The sequence below is a fragment of the Cellulosimicrobium arenosum genome (assembly GCF_014837295.1).
Lineage (GTDB): Bacteria > Actinomycetota > Actinomycetes > Actinomycetales > Cellulomonadaceae > Cellulosimicrobium > Cellulosimicrobium arenosum.
In genome coordinates this window covers 61,355-79,613 of the sequence record NZ_JACYHB010000005.1, presented here as the reverse complement: position 1 = coordinate 79,613, position 18,259 = coordinate 61,355, and the positions used below count along the sequence as shown (strand labels likewise).

Genomic DNA, 18,259 nt, shown 5'->3' with positions numbered 1-18,259 from the left:
GATCGGGCAGCGGACCCGGGACATTCGTCACGTGTCGGTCTCAGGGCGTCACGAGCCGCGGGCGGCGCTCCATGCTCGACAGGCCGTTCCACGCCAGGTTCACCAGGTGCGCGGCGACCTCGGTCTTCTTGGGGCTGCGCGCGTCGAGCCAGTACTGGCCGGTGAGCGCGACCATCCCGACGAGCATCTGCGCGTAGATCGGTGCGACCTTGGGGTCCAGACCACGTGTCTTGAACTGGTCGGCGAGCAGGTGCTCGACCTGGGTCGCGACGTCGCCGATGAGGCTCGAGAACGTCCCGGTCGCCTGCGCGACGGGGGAGTCCCGCACGAGGATGCGGAACCCGTCCTCGTTCGTCTCGATGTAGGTCAGCAGGGCGAGCGCGGTGCGTTCGAGCAGGACCTTGGGGTGCCCGCCCTGGTCGAGCGCGCCGGACAGCGCGCCGGTGAGGGACTGCACCTCGCGGTCGACGACGACGGCGTAGACCCCCTCCTTGCCCCCGAAGTGCTCGTACACGACCGGCTTGGACACCTCGGCCCGTGCGGCGATCTCCTCGACGCTCGTCCCCTCGAACCCCTTCTCCGCGAACAGGCCGCGGCTGACGGCCAGCAGCTGCTCGCGTCGCTGGCTCGCGGTCATGCGGGAACGGGGGGTACGTCTCGACTCGGCCACGGGTCCATCATGCCGTGCGCGTCATCGGGCACGGGTCTCCACCTGGCAGACTGGACCCCGACGCACCGGCCGCCTCGATCCCGCACGCGTGGGGTCGCCCGCGCGGGGGTGGGTCCGATCCGCCTTGGTGTAATCGGCAGCACAAGGGTTTTTGGTGCCCTTGGTCCAGGTTCGAGTCCTGGGGGCGGAGCCCGTGCCACCGAACTCGAGGGGATCCTCCATGGAAGAGCAGCAGGGCACCAGCGACGTCGACACCCCAGGAACCGCCGTCCCCCCCGCTGCCGTGATCGTGCTCGCCGCCGGCGAGGGCACACGGATGAAGTCGTCCACCCCGAAGATGCTCCACACGATCGGCGGGCGCAGCCTCCTCGGGCACGTGCTCGTCGCGTCCCGCTCGCTCGACCCGGCGCTGCTCGCCGTCGTCGTGCGCCACGAGCGCGACCGGGTCGCGGAGCACGCGCAGGGCACGGACCCCGCGGTCGTCGTCGTCGACCAGGACGAGATCCCCGGGACCGGTCGCGCCGTGCAGTGCGCGGTCGACGCGCTCGACGCGAAGGCGCACGCCCGGGCCGTGGTCCACGGCGTGCCCGACGGCGAGGAGGGCCGCGGTCTCGGCGACGGGCTCGAGGGCCCGGTCGTCGTGACGGCCGGCGACACCCCGCTGCTCGACGGCGGCACGCTGGCCCAGCTCCTCGCCGCACACGTCGCTGACGGCAACGCGGTCACGATGCTGACGACGACGCTCGAGGACGCGACGGGGTACGGGCGCGTCGTGCGCGACGCCACGGGTGACGTCGAGCGGATCGTCGAGCACAAGGACGCCTCGGCGGACGAGCTCGAGATCCGTGAGATCAACGCGTCGATCTACGTGTTCGACGCCGCGGTGCTGCGTCGCGGCCTGGGCACGCTCGGGCGCGACAACGCGCAGGGCGAGGTCTACCTGACGGACGTCGTCGCCGCGGCCCGTGCCGAGGGCGGCGCGGTGCGCGCCCTGGTCTCCGACGACCCGACGATCGTCGAGGGCGTCAACGACCGCGTCCAGCTCTCGGTGCTGCGCGCCGAGATGAACCGTCGGATCGTCGAGGACTGGATGCGCGCGGGCGTGACGGTCGTCGACCCGTCGACCACGTGGGTCGACGTCGACGTCGAGCTGGCCCGGGACGTGACGCTCCTGCCGGGTACCCAGCTCCACGGCGCGACCGTCGTCGGCGAGGGTGCGACCGTCGGTCCGGACACGACGCTCACGGACACCGAGGTGGGCCCGGGCGCGACGGTGACCCGCACGCACGGGACGCTCGCCGTCCTCGGTGCCGGGACGAGCGTCGGCCCGTTCGCCTACCTGCGTCCGGGCACGGTCCTGGGCGCCCAGGGCAAGATCGGCACGTTCGTCGAGACGAAGAACGCCGAGATCGGCGAGGGCTCGAAGATCCCGCACCTGTCCTACGTGGGCGACGCGACGATCGGCGAGCACACGAACGTCGGCGCGGCGTCGGTCACCGTCAACTACGACGGGGTGCACAAGCACCGCACAGTGATCGGCTCGCACGCGCGGACGGGAGCGGACAACATGTTCGTCGCGCCCGTGACGGTGGGCGACGGCGCGTACACCGCGGCGGGGTCCGTGATCCGCCGCGACGTGCCGGCCGGGGCGCTCGGCGTCAGCGCGGGATCCCAGCGCAACATCGACGGCTGGGTCGAGCGGCGTCGGGCGGGCACGGCTGCGGCCGACGCCGCGGCGCACGCCCGGTCGAAGGACCCGCAGGCCCCGGCGGTCGGCACGCAGGCCCAGGCCCAGCTCGCCGACCACTCCGCCGCGGCGACCGCCGAGCGCCCGTCCCCACCGCCGCCCGGCCCCGAGCTCGAGCACACCCTGGACGCGCTGCGCAACGCGCGCCAGGGCGAGTGACGCGCGAGACTGCAACCCACGACGACTCCCCGACACCGGACCCGAGAGACGAAGGAAACCCACTCGTATGAGCAGCACGATCGCCGGAACCGGGGGCAAGTCCCTCGTCCTCGCCACGGGACGCGCGCACCCCGAGCTCGCCATCGAGGTCGCACGGGAGCTGGGCATCGACCTCCTGCCCACGACCGCCTACGACTTCGCCAACGGGGAGATCTACGTCCGGTTCGGCGAGTCCGTGCGCGGCGCGGACGTGTTCATCCTGCAGAGCCACACCGCGCCGATCAACCAGTGGATCATGGAGCAGCTGCTCATGGTCGACGCCGCCAAGCGGGCCTCGGCGCGCACCATCACCGTGGTCCAGCCGTTCTACGGCTACGCGCGCCAGGACAAGAAGCACCGCGGCCGTGAGCCGATCTCGGCCCGCCTCATGTCCGACCTGTTCAGCAAGGCCGGTGCCGACCGCCTCATGAGCGTCGACCTGCACGCGGCACAGACGCAGGGCTTCTTCAACGGGCCGGTGGACCACCTGTGGGCCATGCCGATCCTCACCGACTACGTCCGCACGCGCGTCGACACGACGAACGTCACCGTCGTCTCCCCGGACGCGGGGCGGATCCGGGTCGCCGAGCAGTGGGCGGCGAAGCTCGGCGGGGGACCGCTCGCGTTCGTCCACAAGACGCGCGACGTCACGCGGCCGAACCAGGCCGTCGCGAACCGCGTCGTCGGCGACGTCGAGGGCCGCGACTGCGTGCTCGTCGACGACCTCATCGACACCGGCGGCACCATCGCCGAGGCCGCCCGCGTCCTCATGGAGGCCGGTGCGAAGTCGGTCATCGTCGCCGCGACGCACGGCGTGCTGTCCGACCCGGCCGCGCAGCGCCTCTCCGAGTCCGGTGCGAGCGAGGTCGTCATCACCGACACCCTGCCCATCGCCGCCGACAAGCGGTTCCCGCAGCTCACCGTGCTGTCTATCGCGCCGCTCCTGGCGCGTGCGATCCGCGAGGTGTTCGACGACGGGTCGGTCACCTCGCTGTTCGACGGCAACAGCTGAGCACCGGTGCGCGGCGCGATTTCATCCTTGCGCAGCGTGCGGGAAGACGGAACCGTGGAGTCGTCGGGAAGACGACCTCGCAGGAGACGCGATGACCCTGGAGCCGGGCACCTACGTCGGTGAGTACCACTGGGACGGCGAACGCCTCCTGCGGTGGGACGGCACGAGCTGGACCGTGCCGATACCCGGTGCCGGGCCGGACCAGCAGCCGGCCGTGGACGACTACACGTCCCCGTCCGAGGGCTGACAGGTGCCCGCGCCCGACACCGGCACCCAGTCGGTGGAGACCGGCCTGACGGTCGCGCGCATCAGCTCCTACGACGCGTCGACGGCGCGCCTGCGGGACGTCGCCAAGTGGTTCGCGACGTCGACGGTGGCCTTCGTCGCGTTCCTCGCCGCCGCCTTCCCGATCGCGGGCATCGTCTCCGACGTCGGGTCGGTGACCTGGCTGGGGGTGGTGCTGGGCCTGGTGATCCTCGTCGCGCTCGGCTACGTCGTCGCACTCGCGGCCCAGGTCCTCGCGCCCCAGGTCGTGACGGTCGACGCGGTCGCCACCGAGCCCGAGCTCGACGGTCTGCGCACCCAGATCGATGGCGCGCCCTACCTGTTCCTCGGGCTGTGGGCCGACGACGTCGCCGGGTTCGTCGACCGTCGCAGCGAGGTCTTCGAGGACCAGAGGATCGTGCGAGGGCTTCTCGGCGACCCGGGAAGCGGACTGGCACCCGAGGTGATCGAGGCTCTGCGCGAGCGGCTCCGGCAGATCGAGCGGGACCTCAGCATCCTCGGCTGGGTCGCGTACCGCGTCGAGTCCGCCGGGCTGTACGCACTGACATGGCGCCGTTTTCGACGACTGCGCGTCCACGCCGCCCTTGCCGTGCTCGTCGCCTCGGCGAGCCTCGTCCTCCTCGTCGCATCGGTGCGCGAGGGCGCGAGCGTGCAGTACGCCGGCAGTCCCGTGACCGTGACCTTCCTCGACTCCGTCGAGCCCGACCCGACGAGCCTGCTCGGCGTCGACTGCCCGGAGACCGTCGACGGGGAGCTGGTCTCGGCCGTCGCGGAACCACCCTGGACCGTCCACGTCGACCAGGCCGGTTGTGATCCGGTGACGCTGAACCTCACGGCGGACCAGGCGGTTCTCGTCATCCACGACGCGCCCTGACCTGTTCAGTGACAAAGAGCACGGGGTGGCCCCCGTCCGGAGAGCTAGCGTGGACGCCATGCTCATCCTGGAGGACTACCTGCTGCTGACCCTCGACGACGAGACGGGGAAGGCTGCCGTCGACGTGAGCTACCGCGAGCAGGCCGCGGCCGGCGCGCTCCTCGTCGAGCTCGCTCTCCTGGGTCGGGCGGACCTCGCCGGCGACGGCGACGGCGGTCGCGTGGGCCGCATCGTCGTCCGCGACACCGCCTCGACGCAGAACGCGCTCCTCGACGAGGCGCTCGACGTCGTCCGGTCCAAGGAAGGGGCCACGCCCAGGGCGCTGATCGAGCCGATCGTCAGGCTCAAGCCCGCCACGCGCGCGATCGAGTCGCTCGCGGAGCGTGGAGTGCTGCGCCGCGAGCAGGGCAGGATCCTCGGCATCTTCCCGACGACGCGCTGGCCGGCCGCCGACTCGCGGCACGAGGACGGGTTGCGGACCGAGCTGTGGCGCGTCCTCGTCGACGGTGGGCGCCCCGACGCGCGCACGGGAGCGCTCGTCACGATCCTCTCCGCCAGCGGGCTGGCGAGCCAGGTCCTCGCGTCGGGCGGCGACCGCGGGGCTCCCGCGGTGGTGGGCGGGTCGCGGCGCTGGGGGCTGCGGGACCGGCACGCCGTGGACGAGCGCGCCCGGGAGATCGCCCGCGAGAGCTGGGCCGGTGCCGCGCTCAAGGCCTACGTCGACGAGATCGCGGCCGCGGTGCTCGTCAGCACGACCGTCGCGACCACCGCGGCGACGTCGGCGGCGATGAACGGCTGACGGCGATGAACGGCTGACGGCGATGAACGGCTGACGGCACTGGGCTGCGGGTTTCGCCACCCCGCGCTGCCCGGGTACAGTAGTCAGGTTGCCTCGGCGAGGGACGTCTGACGGCCGGTGAGAGCCGGAGGGTCAGGTAGGACCTGTTGGATCTCCGTAATCGACTGGGCGGTCGCTCGTCCGCGCGTCCGTCATGTGTCCCGCGCCGACGCAACCGCCCGTCCGGGGTCGGCCCTCTCACCGCCCGGACAGCCGACCGCTCCCCCCTGGTGGCCGGCCCGCAACGCATCTTCCAGGAGTGATCCACGTGTCCGAGATCAAGCTCGCAGCCGAGTCCCGCACCGAGTTCGGCAAGGGTGCGGCACGCCGTATCCGCCGTGCCGACAAGATCCCCGCCGTGCTGTACGGCCACGGCGGCGACCCCGTCCACGTGACCCTGCCGGGTCACCAGACGATGATGGCGCTCAAGCACTCCAACGCCCTCTTCTCGATCGAGCTCGACGGCAAGGGCCAGCTCGCGATCGCCAAGGACGTCCAGCGCGACCCGGTCAAGGGCGTCATCGAGCACGTCGACCTCCTCGTCGTGAAGAAGGGCGAGAAGGTCGAGGTCGACCTCTGGGTCCACGTCGTCGGCGAGTCCGCGCCCGGCACGATCCACCTCGTGGACCTCCAGGAGATCACGGTCGAGGCCGAGGCCACGCGCATCCCCGAGTCCGTCGAGGTCTCCATCGAGGGCCTCAAGGCGGGCGAGACCGTCTACGCGCGCGACGTCAAGCTCCCGAAGGGCGTCACGCTCGTCTCCGAGAACGACCTCGCCGTCGTCTACATCTCCGTGCCGCAGGACAACTCGGCCGACATCGAGGCCGCCGAGGCTGAGGCCTCTGCGCAGGCCGCCGAGTCCGAGGCCGCCGCGGAGACCCCCGAGTCCGAGTGACCTCTGCGGGGCACCGCGACGCAGGTGCCTCCGCCCAGCACGACGCGACGCCCGGTACCGTGACGGTGCCGGGCGTTCGTCTGCCCCCGACGCACTTCACGAAGGACCAGGTGACATGACCGACCAGCTGTGGCTCGTCGTCGGGCTCGGCAATCCCGGGGACCGGTACGCCGGGAACCGGCACAACGTGGGCCACATGGTCCTGGACGTCCTCGCGGGCCGCGCCGGTGCACGGTTCGCGCGGCACCCGCGCGCGCAGGCCGCCGTGGCCGAGGCGCGGATCGGCATGCTGCCGGGTGGTCGCCCGGGACCGCGCGTGATCCTCGCGAAGCCGAGCACCTACATGAACGTCTCCGGCGGACCGGTCTCGAGCCTCGCGAGGTACTACGGCGTCGAGCCGGACCACGTGCTCGTCGTGCACGACGAGGTGGACATCCCGTTCGGGACGATCAAGCTGAAGACCGGTGGGGGAGAGGGCGGCCACAACGGGCTGCGCGACGTGACCAAAGCGCTCGGGACCAAGGACTACGTGCGCGTGCGCGCGGGGGTGGGGCGCCCGCCCGGGCGGACGGACACCGCCGACCACGTCCTCAAGGACTTCAAGGGCGCCGAGGCCAAGGAGCTGCCGTTCCTGCTCGACGACGCCGCCGACGCGGTCGAGCTGGTGCTGACCGAGGGGCTCGCGACCGCGCAGGGGCGGTTCCACACCAAGGTGTGACTCGGGGTTTCACCCGGGTGAGTGTCCGGTTCGTCCGGTCCGCCCTCCCGCGGCCGACCTAGGCTGGTTCGCGCCGAGAGTCGGCCGAGCCGGGAGGTGCCATGACCGAGGGTGTCGCTCTCGCGCACGACTACGCGACCCAGCGCGGCGGCGCCGAGCGCGTCGCGCTGCTGCTCGCCGACGCCTTCCCCGGGTCGCCGATGTACACCACGCTGTACGACCGGGACGGGACGTTCCCCGAGTTCGCCGCGCTCGACCTGCGCACGTCGTCGCTCGACCGTGTCGGTGCGCTGCGGCGGCACCACCGGATCGCGCTCCCGGCGCTCGCTCCTGCGATCGACCGCCAGCGCGTCGTCGGCGCGGACGTGCTGGTGGCGTCGTCGACCGGCTGGGCCCACGGGTACCGGGGCGCGGCGAAGACCGTCGTCTACTGCCACGCCCCGGCGCGCTGGCTCTACCAGCGCGACCGGTACCTCGGGCCCGACGAGGGCGGCCTCGCCCACCGCGCCCGACGACGCGCGGTCGGGGCGGCCCTCGGGCTCCTCGCACCGGGGCTGTGCCGGTGGGACGCGGCGGCGGCAGGCCGTGCCGACGTCTATCTCGCGAACTCGACCGTCACGCAGCGCGCGATCCGTGCCGCGTACGGGATCGACGCGGAGATCCTGCCCCCGCCCCCGGCGCTGCTGCCCGCCGGGGAGGAACGGGCGGTGCCCGGCGTCGAGCCCGGCTTCCTCCTGTGCGTGGCCCGCCTGCTCCCGTACAAGAACGTCGACGTGGTGATCGAGGCGGCGCAGGCCACCGGGCGCACGCTCGTCGTCGTGGGCGACGGGCCGGACCGCGGGCGCCTGGGGGCGTTGGCCGCGCGGTCCGGTTCCGTGCACCTGCTCGGCCGGGTCGACGACCCCACGCTGCGCTGGGTCTACCGCAACGCCTCGGCGCTCGTCGCGGCGTCGTACGAGGACTACGGGCTCTCGCCGCTCGAGGCCGGTGCCTTCGGACGACCGAGCGTCGTGCTGCGTGACGGCGGCTACCTCGACACGGTGGCGGACGGCGTGAACGGCGTCTTCTTCGACGCGCCGGAGGCCGGGCTCGTCGCGGCCGCCGTGGAGGCCGCGGCCGCGCGCCCGTGGGATGATGGCACCGTCGTGGCGCACGCGGCGACGTTCGGCCGGGACCGGTTCGTCACCCGGCTGCGCGCGGTGGTCGACCAGCAGCGGGGCCCGGTGCCGGCAGGACGGGCGGGCGGAGAGGGAGGCAGATGACTCTCAGGGAGTTCATCCGGACCGTCTGGGCAGCCAAGTACTACGTCCTCGCCGCCGTGCTCGTCGTCCTGGTCGGGGCGGGCGTGTACCTCGATCGCCAGACCACCGTCTACGAGGCGACCGCGAACGTGCAGATCGTGGCGGCGGAGTCGGTGCCGGGGGCGAACCAGGAAGCCTCGTCCGTGACCGTCGACACCGAGCCGGAGATGGTCCGGCTCCCCGCGGTCGTCGAACCCGCGACCGAGGCCCTGGACGACGGCACCGACCCGCGGGTGCTGGCCGCGAACGTCGAGGGCTTCTACAACGCCGAGGACCTGACGATGTCGGTCGTGGCCCGTGGCGGTTCTCGGGTGCAGGCGGCGCACCGCGCCAACGCCGTGGCTCAGGCGTACATCGCCTACCTGCCCACGGTGCTCGACGAGCAGGTCGCCGCGCTCGACGAACGCCGTGACGCCCTGCGCGAGCAGCTCGACAAGCTCCAGGGCCAGCTCGTGCTCGACCCCGACGACCCCTTGGCGCAGGCGGAGCGCGACACGATCGTCTCCCAGTACCAGGCGGTCTCGGCCCAACGCAGCACCTTCGACTCGATCGTCAGCCCGGCGGTGCTCGTCGACCCGGCGACGTCGGCCGTCCCGCTCGGGCTGCCCGCCCCGCTCGTCCTGGCGATCGCCCTGCTCGCAGGGCTCGTCGCGGGCGTCGGCCTCGCGTTCGCCAAGCGCGGCCTCGACCTGCGGGTGCGGACGACGGCGGAGGCCGTCCGGCTCGCCGCCACGCCCGTGCTCGCGGAGCTCTTCGACGTCCGCAGCGCGGACAAGGAGTTCCGGCACAGTGGGAACCTCCCCGTCTCGAGCCGGCACGCCTCGCCCTTCACCGAGTCGGTCCGTGAGCTGCGCACCGCGGTCCGTGTCTCGCTGGGAGACGTCCAGGACGCCGTCGTCGTCGTGACGGCCGCGGACCCGCACGCCCCCCGGGCGTTCATCACCGCGAACCTCGCGGCCTCGTTCGCGCTCAGCGGTCGCTCGACACTCGTCCTGTGCGGGGACCTGCGCCGTCCGCAGCTGGCCGACCTCCTGCCCGCACCCGAGTCCTGGTCCGGCGAACCCGGTGAGATCCGCCCCACGCGCATCCCGAACCTCCAGCTCATGTCGATCCAGGACGAGGAGATGGACCCGGCCGACTTCCTCGCGACGACCGACGTGCGGAACCTGGTCGACGGACTGCGCGACAAGGCGACGATCGTCGTCGTCGACGCGCCCCCCGTCCTCGCCGCCGCCGACGCCACGATCCTCGGCGGGTACGCCAACGGCGTCGTACTCGTCGCCTCGCTCGAGCGGACCGACCGCGTGGTCCTCCAGGAGGCGGCCGAGCGCCTGCGCATCAACAACGTCCCGCTCGCGGGCATCGCTCTCGCCGGGGTCAAGGGCGACCGACGCATGCACTACGCGTCCTCGTACGGTGCGGACGCCCCCCTCGTCGCGTCGGCGGAGCCTGCCGAGGACGAGACCGCGGCCGGGTCGCCCCCGTCAGCCGAGGTCGCGGACGGCAGGCCCTCCGACCCGGTCGAGCCGGGTAGGTCGACCGGCACCGTCCCGGCGGCCGAGAGCGACGACGCGACCGGGAAGCGGGCCGCGGACGCGACCGAGAAGGCGACCGCGCCCGAGCACGAGACCGCGGACGAGAACCCGGTCCCCGCGGAGGCGATCGGGCAGGGCTCTCCGGAGCGCAAGAAGGACTCGGACGCCCCCGACCCGGGCTCCCGGCGAGGTGCCCGGGCGCAGGCGCGACGGCTCGAGCCGAAGTGGTCGAAGGTCCCCGGCTCGCAGGGGGGGGCGGCACCTGACGAGCCCCAGCGCACGGTGGACGACGACGGCATCCGGCGTCGTCCGTTCCGATGGTGACGGCGCCACCCGGTCCCGTACGCGTCCTGGTCCTCGACCACACCGCCCGGCCGAGCGGCGCCGAGCTGGCGCTCCTGCGCCTCTGCGAAGCCCTCGGCCCGGACGTGTCGGTCCGGTGCGTGCTGTTCGCGGACGGGCCGCTCGTCGGCCGGTTGCGCACGCTCGGCGTGCCCACCCGGGTGCTGCCGCTCGACCGGCGCGTGGGCGGTGCGTCGCGGACGGCGCTCGCACGCCCGGCGCTCGGGCACCTGCGCTCCGCGTTCGCGCTCGTGCGGTTCCAGCGCGACCTGCTCCGCCTGATCCGGGTGACGGGCCCCGACGTCGTGCACACGACCTCCCTGAAGGCGGACCTGCTCGCTCTGCTCCCCGCGGTCCTCGCCCGGCGCCCGCTCGTGTGGCACATCCACGACCGCATCGCGTCCGACTACCTGCCGCGCGCGCTCGTTCGGCTGGTGCGGGTCGCCGCGCTCGTCCCCGCGGCGCTCGTGGCGAACTCGCGGGCGACGGCGTCCACGCTCGGGCGCTCCGCGGTGGTCGCCTACCCCGGGCTCGCCCCCGGTCAGGTGCGCCCCGGGCGGCGGACCCCGCCGTCGGGACCGCCCGTCGTGGGGTTGCTGGGCCGGATCAGCCCGACGAAGGGCCAGCTCGAGCTGGTGCGCGCCGTGCCGTTCGTCCTGCGCCGGCACCCGGGTACGACGTTCCGGATGGTGGGCGCGCCCACGTTCGGGGAGCACGAGTACGAGGCTGTGGTGCGGGCCGAGGCGGAACGGCTGGGTGTCGCGCCGAGCATCACCTGGGTGGGCGCGGTCACGGACCCGTCGGACGAGCTCGACCGGTTGGCCGTGCTCGTGCACGCCTCGCCCGTGCCGGAGCCGTTCGGTCAGGTCGTCGTCGAGGGGATGGCGCGCGGGGTGCCGGTCGTGGCGACCGATGCGGGGGGTGTCCCGGAGATCGTGGGTCGCGGCGCGCAGGCACTCGGGGAGCTGGTCGCTCCCGGTGACGTCCGGGCGCTCGGCGAGGCGATCGTCGCCGTCCTGGACGACCCGGTGGGGTCGGCGGAGCGGGCCGAGCGAGCCCGGGTCACGGTCGCGGAGCGGTTCACGGCACGCCGGACGGCGCAGACCGTCACCGCGGTCTGGTGGGACGTGACGCGGCGGTCGCGGCGAGCGCCTCGGCCATGAGCGCGGCCTGACCCGACCAGGTGGGGACGTCCGCGAGGGCGGCGACCGGCGGGACGTCCTGGCGGGAACCGAGCAGCGCGTCGCGCACGGCGTCCGGGAAGTCGGCGCTCTCGACGGCGCGGACGTGCGCGTCGGTCCGTTCGCGGAAGCCCGCCACCGGCGTCGAGACGACGGGTCGCCCGACCGCGAGGTACTCGTAGAGCTTGATCGGGTCGAGGCTGTCGGTGAAGGCGTTCACCAGGTGCGGCACCAGCAGCACGTCGGAGTGCTGCAGGTATGCCGGGACGCTCTCCCAGTCGCGCGCCCCCAGGCAGCGCACCCCGAGCCGCGCGAGCTCCGCGAGGTCGTCGCGCGCGACGTCCACGACGGGGCCGACTACGACGAGCGTCCCCGTGCCATGGACCGCCTGGGCGGTCGCGGCGAGCAGAGGGACGTCGAACCGGTCGGGGTGCACCGTGCCGACGTACAGCGCCACCGGCCCGGTCGGGAGATCCGCAGGGCGGTCGTGGCGGGCGCGGTAGCGGTCGACGTCGACGGCGTTGGTCACGAGCCGTACTTCCCGGTGCGCTCCCTTGCTCGTGGCGAGCGCGGGCGAGCACACGACGACCTGCGCGCACCGGTCGAGGAGGATCGCCTCGTCCGACACCAGGCGTCGGTGCTCGTCGTCGGTGCGGTCGGCGACGAGCCAGTCGTCCGTGACGTCGTACAGCGCGGGCCACCCTGTCGCGCGGAGCAGGTTCGCCGCGGCCGGGTCGTTGACCCACAGCACGGGCGCGGCCATGGCGAGGCGCCGCGCGGCGGCGACGGTCGCCCGGGAGAGGCGCCGGTCGGCGCGAGGGTCCAGACGCCGGGGGAGGAGCTTCGTCGGCTGGTACAGCCACAGCCGGTCGCGGTCGACCCCTGCCACCTCCGGCGCGCGGCGCAGACCCCGGCCGCGCCGCGGCCGCCACCCTCTGCTGAGCGAATGGAGCGGGTCGGCCGCGGGCTCCACGAACAGCACCCGCAGCCCCGGGTCCGCGCGGAGCAGCTCGGTGATCAGGTACTGGTTCCGCCTCCACACGGCGTCCCATGCCTCGAGCGAGGCGACGACGACGTCGGTCATGTCGACCCCAGCGCCGCGCGGTACACCCGATCGGTGGCGATCGCCTGGGCGGAGGGGCTGAACCGGTCCTCCTGGCGCGACCTGGCCGCCGCAGCGATCGCATCTCGACGCCCGGGGGCGTGCGCGAGCACGGCGAGGGCACGTCCTGCTGCTGCCGCGTCGAGCGGGGGATTGAGCAGGACGTCGTCGATCCCACCGAGGAGCTCGACGTGCCCCCCGGCATCCGCGGCGACGACGGGCAGCCCGTTCGCCATCGCCTCGAGCACGCTCAGCCCCAGCCCTTCGACAGGGCATGGCGCGAGCATGACCGACGCGCGGCCCATGAGTGCGTCCACGTCGTCGAGCCGGCCGAGGAAGCGGACGCTCGTCCCGACGTCCAGCTCCTCGGCGAGGTCCACGAGGGCCCCACGCTCGGAGCCGTCGCCCGCGACGTCGAGCCGCCATCCCTGTGCGGCGAGACCGGACGCGTGGAACGCGCACAGCGCGGCGTCCGTCCGCTTCTCCGGCTCGAGCCGCTGCGCCACGAGGACGACCGGATCGCGCTCGTCGGAACGGGGGAACGTGGTGCTCGCGGACTCGAACCCGGGGCGCACGACGACGCTCGGCCCGTCCACGGCGTCCGCCACGTACGTGCTGATGGCGATCTGGGCACTTACCCGGCGCCGGGCGACCGCCGCGACCACGGGGCCGAGCCGACCGGTCCCCCGGGGGCGCGCGAAGTGTCGCGTGGCGACGACCGGAGCCAGCCGTCGCCGACCGGCCCCGACGAGGGGCAGCAGGGTCGCGGCGACCGTCGCCGCCACCTCGGCGGCGGTCATGTGCACGTGCACGACGTCCGCCTCGGGGCCGAACCGCAGGAGCGCGAGCACGACGGCCCGCGTCGTCGCGCCCGGCACGAGGCGCACCGGCGCGGCACCGAGCGTCCTAGCCATCGGAGCGGCGTCGCCGCCGACGACGACGACCTGGTCACCCTGCTCCGCCTGGGCGCGAGCGAGCCTCGCGACGTGCCGCTCGACGCCCGCGAACCCGTCGGACCGCACGGCGTGCAGGACCCTCACAGCGTGACCCGCCGGCCGGTGGGCGACTCCTCGAGGTCGCGCAGCACCTCGACGTAGCGACGCGCGACCGCCTCCCAGGAGTGCTGCTCGGCTGCGGCGCGGGACGCGGCGGCGAGCAGCGTCCGGTCGCGGGCGGCGAGATCGCGGACGGCAGTGGCGATCTCCTCGGCGTCCGCCGCCACCACGTAGCCCGACGCGCCGTCGACCACGACATCGGGCACGCACCCGACCGGCGTGGCGACGACCGGAACCCCGCACGCGAGCGCTTCGAGGACCACGAGGCCGTACGACTCGTACGCGCTGGGCAGGACGAGGGCGTCGGCGGCGTGCAGGACCGGGCGGGGGTCGGGCGTGCTGCCCAGGAGGTGGACGCGGTCGGCGAGACCGCGGGCGCGGACGTCGCTGCGCAGGCCCCGGACCATGTCCTGGGTACCACCGGCGACGACGAGGTGGGTGTGCTCGTCGAGGCGCTCGAGCGCGTCGACCACGAGCGGCAGTCCCTTGCGGGCGAACTCGTGGCCGACGAACGCGAGCACGGTGGCGGGCTCGGGCAGGCCGAGCGCCTGGCGCGCCGTCGTCCGCTGCGCCGCGGTCGGCGGTGCGTACCGCTCGATGTCGACACCGTTGCCGAGCACCACCGTCGGCGGGCGGAGCCGGGGGTAGGTCGCGCGGAGCGCTGCGTCCTCCTCGTGCACGAGGTTGACGACCAGGCGATGACTGCGACCGGAGTACCGCAGCGTGTCCCTCGTGGCGATGAACAGGTGCATCGGGTTGCGGGCCATGCGCAGCGCGAAGCGCCCCCGCGACCGCATGGCGACCTGCAGGATCCCGTGGTTGACGTAGACGTCGCCCGCGAGCGCGTCGTTGTGACACACGCCGACCGCGGCCGGATCACGCCTCAGCGCGCGCCGTGCGAGCACGGTCCCCACGGTGGAGAACCAGACGACGCGCAGCGCGAGGACGAGCTTGCCGCGCGCGCCGGGCCCCGGTTCGGGGAGCCAGGACCCGGCGGCGTCGTCCAGGGTGAAGCGCGCCGTGGGCACGCCGAGCCGTTGCCACTCGGCCTCGAGATGGTGCGCGACGGCGCCCACCCCCGTCCCCGGTCCGATGGTCGGGACGATCTGGAGGATCTTCATCGACGGGTTCTCTCCATCTCACCGACGGACGTGAGCTCACGGTCGGGGTCGAGGCCGACGAGGCCGTCCCGCACGGCCTCTCGGGAGCGGGCGTAGGCCTCGGCGCCGACGCAGACACCGGCGATCACGAACGGCAGCGTCACGACGATCGACGACCAGAAGAGGTCGAACTGCCCCTGGACGAAGCGGGCCAGGATGACGGTGAGCGCGAGCGTCCCGAAGCGGGGGTTCATGCGCCACAGGACGACGACACACCCCCCGAACAGGATGAGGAAGCCGAGCAGTCCGATCACCCCCGCGGACGAGAGGACCTCGAGCTCCGCGTTCGGCGGTTGGAACACGTACTGCGTGCGTTCGGCGACCCACCATCTCAGTCCGACGCCGACCCACGGGCTGGTCCGCCACACCTCGAGGGCCTGCTCGTACCACGTGAGGCGCTGGTTCGCGGAGTTGAACTCGTTGTCCGACGAGAGCTGCTCCTGGACGGCGAGCACCACGAAGTAGATCGCCGGGATCGCGGCCAGCAGGATGAGCTTTGACCGCTTGCGGTCGGGGTCGGCGCGCAGCGTGATGATCATGATGCCGATCGCCATTCCGACGAGCCCCTGCCGTGCCTGGGACGCGAACACGGCGAGCGCGCACAGCCAGAACGACGTGTAGGCGAACCAGCGGGGCCAGCCGACCCACCAGGGTCGCGCGTAGGCGACGAGCGCCGCGATCCCGAGCACGCAGCCGATGAAGTTCTTGTGCATGCCGTACGGCCACACGAGGTACACGGGTCCCGTGATGCCGGCGGCGAGCTGCTGCACAGCGGCGACACACGTCAGCACGGCGATGATCAGGCACGGGACCATGAAGAGCGTCAGGCCGATCCGCGCGCGCCCCGCGCGTCCCACGGCCCAGCCGACGACGAGAGCGCCGCCGGTCGACAGCCACGCGTGGAACCACTCGACGGTGTTCTGCGGGTACGGGTTCGCGATCACGGTGAAGAGCGTCGCGACCTGGTAGACGGCCGTCAGCCACAGCAGGCTGCGCAGCTGCGGCGAGAAGGGTCGGGGGCCGAGGACGAGGGCCGCCCACATCGCGGCGAAGACCGCGAAGTCGCTCATCGTCAGGTCGACCCCGCTGCCGCCGACGCGCTGGACGATGACGAGCGCTGGCATCGCGAGGATCGGGAGCGCCACCGGCTCGTACGCGGTGAGGCCGACGACGAGCACCGCAGCGGCGAGCGCGACGGCGACCGCCGACTGGGTGGGGACGAGATAGCCGATCACCACCAGCACGGCGACGACCGCCAGCGTGCCGACGAGCCAGCCCGTCGACCGCCGTATCACTGCGTCCCCGGCGCGCGGAGGCGCCGCTCGGCGACTGCGGGGCCCTCGACGTAGAGCCGCAGCCGGGTGCGCGCGGCCACTCGTGCGTCGCCGCGTGCCAGGACCGAGCGCACGGCGGCACCCGCGACGGCGCCCGCGCGCGCGGCCCACCAGCCGGGCGCCCCGTGGTGCTTGCGCTGGAAGTGCTCCTGCGAGGCGTGGAAGTGCGTGTCGCGGCGCGTGGAGTCGGTCGAGGTCGCGCCACCGAGGTGCACCGCGACGACGTCGTCGTCCACGGCGTGGCGCCACCCACGCTGGTTGGCGCGATACGACCAGTCGGTCTCCTCGGCGTAGAGGAAGAACCGTTCGTCGAAGGGCCCGACGTCCTCGAGGGCGGCGGCCGAGAGCAGGAGCACGGAGCCCACGACGAAGCTGCGGTCGGCGGGCATGCGTCGCAGGCGCCCGAGCCCGACGGCCTCGACCCAGGTCGCGAGGGGCGACGGGTAGGGCCACACGACGCGCGCCGGGCGACCGTCGCCGTCCACCTGGGCCGGCCCCACGCTCGCGGTCCGTGGCGCGGCGTGCAGCGTGCGCTGGAGCCGCGCGACGTCGTCGGCGCTCACCACGGCGTCGGGGTTGAGCAGCAGGACGTCGCGGCCGGGCGCCTGCCGGTGGGCGAGCGCGTGGTTGACGCCGGCGGCGAAGCCGCCGTTGCTCCCCGGGTCGAGATAGCGACCGCCCGCGAGCTCCGTGATCTCGCGGATCTCGGGCAGCGACGAGTTGTCCACGACGGTGAGAGGGAGCTTGCCGACCAGGGGGGCGAGGGCCGACCGGACGAGGTCGGGGGCGCCGTAGGCGACGAGCACGGCCTCCGGGGGTTCGGGGTCGGTGCCGGGATCGGTGCCTGGACCGGTCCTGCCGGTCGTCGGGCCGGTGATCGCGTCGTACAGGGCAAGGTATCGCCGAGCGACCTCGGTCCAGGTGCAGGCCGCGGCGCGCGCGGCTCCCGCCGTCCGTAGCGTGGACGCGAGCCCCGGTTCCGTACCGATCCGAAGGAGGGCGTCACGCAGTGCGGACGGGTCGCCCGGCGGGACGAGCAGCCCGGCGTCGGCGACGACGTCCGGGAGTGCTCCGCTCGCGCTCGCCACGACCGGGGTGCCGCAGGCCATGGCCTCGATCGCGACCCGACCGAACTGCTCGACCCAGCCGGGGGTCGTGAGCGACGGCACCGCGACGACGTCGACACCGCGGTAGAAGTCGGCCAGCGCGGCGTCGTCCAACGACCCCACGAACGTCACGCGCTCGCCGGACCGGCGCGCCCGCAAACGCAGGGCGGCCTCCTGCGGTCCGGCGCCCGCGATCCGCAGGACGAGGCGGTCGTCGGCCTCGACGGCGTCGAGCAGCACGTCGATGCCCTTGTGCGGGGCCAGCCGGCCTGCGTAGCCGACGACGACGTGCGAGGCCACGGGCGTGCGAGCTTCGGCCGCCGGGCGGAAGACCCGCGGGTCGAGACCGAGGGGCACGGTCTCGACCACACCGCGGGCGCCCTTGCGGCGCACGATGCGTCCCGCCTCGTCGTTGCACACCGAGACGGCGGCGGCACCGCGCAGGGCTCGTCGCTCGAACCAGCGGAAGGGTACGGGGTAGCGCTTGTCGAGGTTCTGGGCGGAGTACAGGACGTACGGCTCGATGCCCCGACGCCGTCGGCCGCGCACCCGGTCGACCACGTGGCGCAGCGACCGCAGCGCCAGGATCTCGGCGGTGGCGAGGGCGAACGGCTCCTCGTGCAGGTCGAGGACGTCCCGGTCCTCGCCGAGCGCGCGCCACAGGGGACGAGGGTCGTAGACGAAGAGCGCGGGGTGGGTGCCGAACGTGGCGGCGCCGACGACCGGCTCGCCCGGCCGTGGGTCGAGCCGGACCCGGGAACCCGCCTCGTCCCACTCCTGGGCGGAGACCAGGTGGACCTCGGCGCCGGCGTCCCGCAGCATGCGTTCGCGCTCACGCCAGGCCGTCACGACGGCGCTGTGGGAGATGCGCAGGACCTTCACGGTCCGATTCTTCCTCAGTTCCGG

At 73.5% G+C, this 18,259-nt stretch carries 16 protein-coding genes and 1 tRNA gene; 11 read left to right on the top strand and 6 right to left on the bottom strand.

Annotated features, from left to right (window positions below):
* Nucleotides 1-40 precede the first annotated feature (40 nt).
* Nucleotides 41-637, bottom strand: coding sequence for a TetR/AcrR family transcriptional regulator (locus IF651_RS07895; protein ID WP_191828568.1), 597 nt, complete (start codon nt 635-637; stop codon nt 41-43).
* A gap of 151 nt (nt 638-788) precedes the next feature.
* Here IF651_RS07895 and IF651_RS07890 point away from each other — a divergent pair.
* The 11 genes from IF651_RS07890 (at nt 789) to IF651_RS07840 (ending at nt 11,578) form a co-directional block, all read left to right on the top strand.
* Nucleotides 789-860 (top strand) — tRNA-Gln (locus tag IF651_RS07890).
* 30 nt (nt 861-890) lie between these two features.
* Nucleotides 891-2,576: a bifunctional UDP-N-acetylglucosamine diphosphorylase/glucosamine-1-phosphate N-acetyltransferase GlmU gene (gene glmU, locus IF651_RS07885; protein ID WP_191828567.1), complete on the top strand. Its 1,686-nt coding sequence runs from the start codon at nt 891-893 to the stop codon at nt 2,574-2,576.
* Between the two features lie 67 nt (nt 2,577-2,643).
* A complete protein-coding gene (locus tag IF651_RS07880) occupies nt 2,644-3,627 on the top strand; it encodes a ribose-phosphate diphosphokinase (RefSeq protein WP_191828566.1) in 984 nt (327 codons plus the stop codon).
* 91 nt (nt 3,628-3,718) lie between these two features.
* Entirely contained in the window at nt 3,719-3,874 is a 156-nt protein-coding gene (locus tag IF651_RS07875) for a hypothetical protein (RefSeq protein WP_191828565.1), read from the top strand.
* A 3-nt stretch (nt 3,875-3,877) separates the two neighbouring features.
* Nucleotides 3,878-4,786: a hypothetical protein gene (locus IF651_RS07870; RefSeq protein WP_191828564.1), complete on the top strand. Its 909-nt coding sequence runs from the start codon at nt 3,878-3,880 to the stop codon at nt 4,784-4,786.
* 58 nt (nt 4,787-4,844) lie between these two features.
* Nucleotides 4,845-5,585, top strand: coding sequence for a GOLPH3/VPS74 family protein (locus IF651_RS07865; RefSeq protein WP_191828563.1), 741 nt, complete (start codon nt 4,845-4,847; stop codon nt 5,583-5,585).
* 307 nt (nt 5,586-5,892) lie between these two features.
* A complete protein-coding gene (locus IF651_RS07860) occupies nt 5,893-6,519 on the top strand; it encodes a 50S ribosomal protein L25/general stress protein Ctc (RefSeq protein WP_191828562.1) in 627 nt (208 codons plus the stop codon).
* Between the two features lie 115 nt (nt 6,520-6,634).
* Nucleotides 6,635-7,237 (top strand): aminoacyl-tRNA hydrolase, encoded by a 603-nt coding sequence (gene pth / locus IF651_RS07855; protein ID WP_191828561.1) that lies wholly within the window; start codon nt 6,635-6,637, stop codon nt 7,235-7,237.
* 101 nt (nt 7,238-7,338) lie between these two features.
* Nucleotides 7,339-8,499 (top strand): glycosyltransferase, encoded by a 1,161-nt coding sequence (locus IF651_RS07850; protein ID WP_191828560.1) that lies wholly within the window; start codon nt 7,339-7,341, stop codon nt 8,497-8,499.
* Nucleotides 8,496-10,397 (top strand): Wzz/FepE/Etk N-terminal domain-containing protein, encoded by a 1,902-nt coding sequence (locus IF651_RS07845; RefSeq protein WP_191828559.1) that lies wholly within the window; start codon nt 8,496-8,498, stop codon nt 10,395-10,397. The genes IF651_RS07850 and IF651_RS07845 overlap by 4 nt, the downstream gene beginning before the upstream one ends.
* Nucleotides 10,394-11,578 (top strand): glycosyltransferase, encoded by a 1,185-nt coding sequence (locus IF651_RS07840; protein ID WP_191828558.1) that lies wholly within the window; start codon nt 10,394-10,396, stop codon nt 11,576-11,578. The genes IF651_RS07845 and IF651_RS07840 overlap by 4 nt, the downstream gene beginning before the upstream one ends.
* Here the strand turns inward: IF651_RS07840 and IF651_RS07835 are convergent.
* The 5 genes from IF651_RS07835 to IF651_RS07815 are packed head-to-tail and all read right to left on the bottom strand — an operon-like array spanning nt 11,523 to nt 18,235.
* On the bottom strand, nt 11,523-12,680 hold the full coding sequence (locus IF651_RS07835) for a glycosyltransferase (RefSeq protein ID WP_191828557.1): 1,158 nt from the start codon (nt 12,678-12,680) through the stop codon (nt 11,523-11,525). The genes IF651_RS07840 and IF651_RS07835 overlap by 56 nt on opposite strands.
* Complete coding sequence (locus IF651_RS07830; RefSeq protein WP_191828556.1) at nt 12,677-13,738, bottom strand: glycosyltransferase; 1,062 nt, start codon at nt 13,736-13,738, stop codon at nt 12,677-12,679. The genes IF651_RS07835 and IF651_RS07830 overlap by 4 nt, the downstream gene beginning before the upstream one ends.
* Complete coding sequence (locus tag IF651_RS07825; protein ID WP_191828555.1) at nt 13,735-14,874, bottom strand: glycosyltransferase family 4 protein; 1,140 nt, start codon at nt 14,872-14,874, stop codon at nt 13,735-13,737. The genes IF651_RS07830 and IF651_RS07825 overlap by 4 nt, the downstream gene beginning before the upstream one ends.
* Complete coding sequence (locus IF651_RS18200; RefSeq protein ID WP_191828554.1) at nt 14,871-16,208, bottom strand: O-antigen ligase family protein; 1,338 nt, start codon at nt 16,206-16,208, stop codon at nt 14,871-14,873. The genes IF651_RS07825 and IF651_RS18200 overlap by 4 nt, the downstream gene beginning before the upstream one ends.
* The gene (locus tag IF651_RS07815; protein ID WP_338403836.1) at nt 16,205-18,235 is read right to left on the bottom strand and encodes a glycosyltransferase; all 2,031 of its coding nucleotides are present in this window, start codon (nt 18,233-18,235) and stop codon (nt 16,205-16,207) included. Before IF651_RS07815 ends, IF651_RS18200 begins: the two co-directional genes overlap by 4 nt.
* Nucleotides 18,236-18,259 lie beyond the last annotated feature (24 nt).

What these genes read in the sequence shown, in the direction of transcription:
- IF651_RS07895 (WP_191828568.1), bottom strand. Translation starts at nt 637, where the DNA reads ATGACCGCGAGCCAGCGACGCGAGCAGCTGCTGGCCGTCAGCCGCGGC.
- glmU (WP_191828567.1), top strand. Translation starts at nt 891, where the DNA reads ATGGAAGAGCAGCAGGGCACCAGCGACGTCGACACCCCAGGAACCGCC.
- IF651_RS07880 (WP_191828566.1), top strand. Translation starts at nt 2,644, where the DNA reads ATGAGCAGCACGATCGCCGGAACCGGGGGCAAGTCCCTCGTCCTCGCC.
- IF651_RS07875 (WP_191828565.1), top strand. Translation starts at nt 3,719, where the DNA reads ATGACCCTGGAGCCGGGCACCTACGTCGGTGAGTACCACTGGGACGGC.
- IF651_RS07865 (WP_191828563.1), top strand. Translation starts at nt 4,845, where the DNA reads ATGCTCATCCTGGAGGACTACCTGCTGCTGACCCTCGACGACGAGACG.
- pth (WP_191828561.1), top strand. Translation starts at nt 6,635, where the DNA reads ATGACCGACCAGCTGTGGCTCGTCGTCGGGCTCGGCAATCCCGGGGAC.
- IF651_RS07850 (WP_191828560.1), top strand. Translation starts at nt 7,339, where the DNA reads ATGACCGAGGGTGTCGCTCTCGCGCACGACTACGCGACCCAGCGCGGC.
- IF651_RS07845 (WP_191828559.1), top strand. Translation starts at nt 8,496, where the DNA reads ATGACTCTCAGGGAGTTCATCCGGACCGTCTGGGCAGCCAAGTACTAC.
- IF651_RS07835 (WP_191828557.1), bottom strand. Translation starts at nt 12,680, where the DNA reads ATGACCGACGTCGTCGTCGCCTCGCTCGAGGCATGGGACGCCGTGTGG.
- IF651_RS07825 (WP_191828555.1), bottom strand. Translation starts at nt 14,874, where the DNA reads ATGAAGATCCTCCAGATCGTCCCGACCATCGGACCGGGGACGGGGGTG.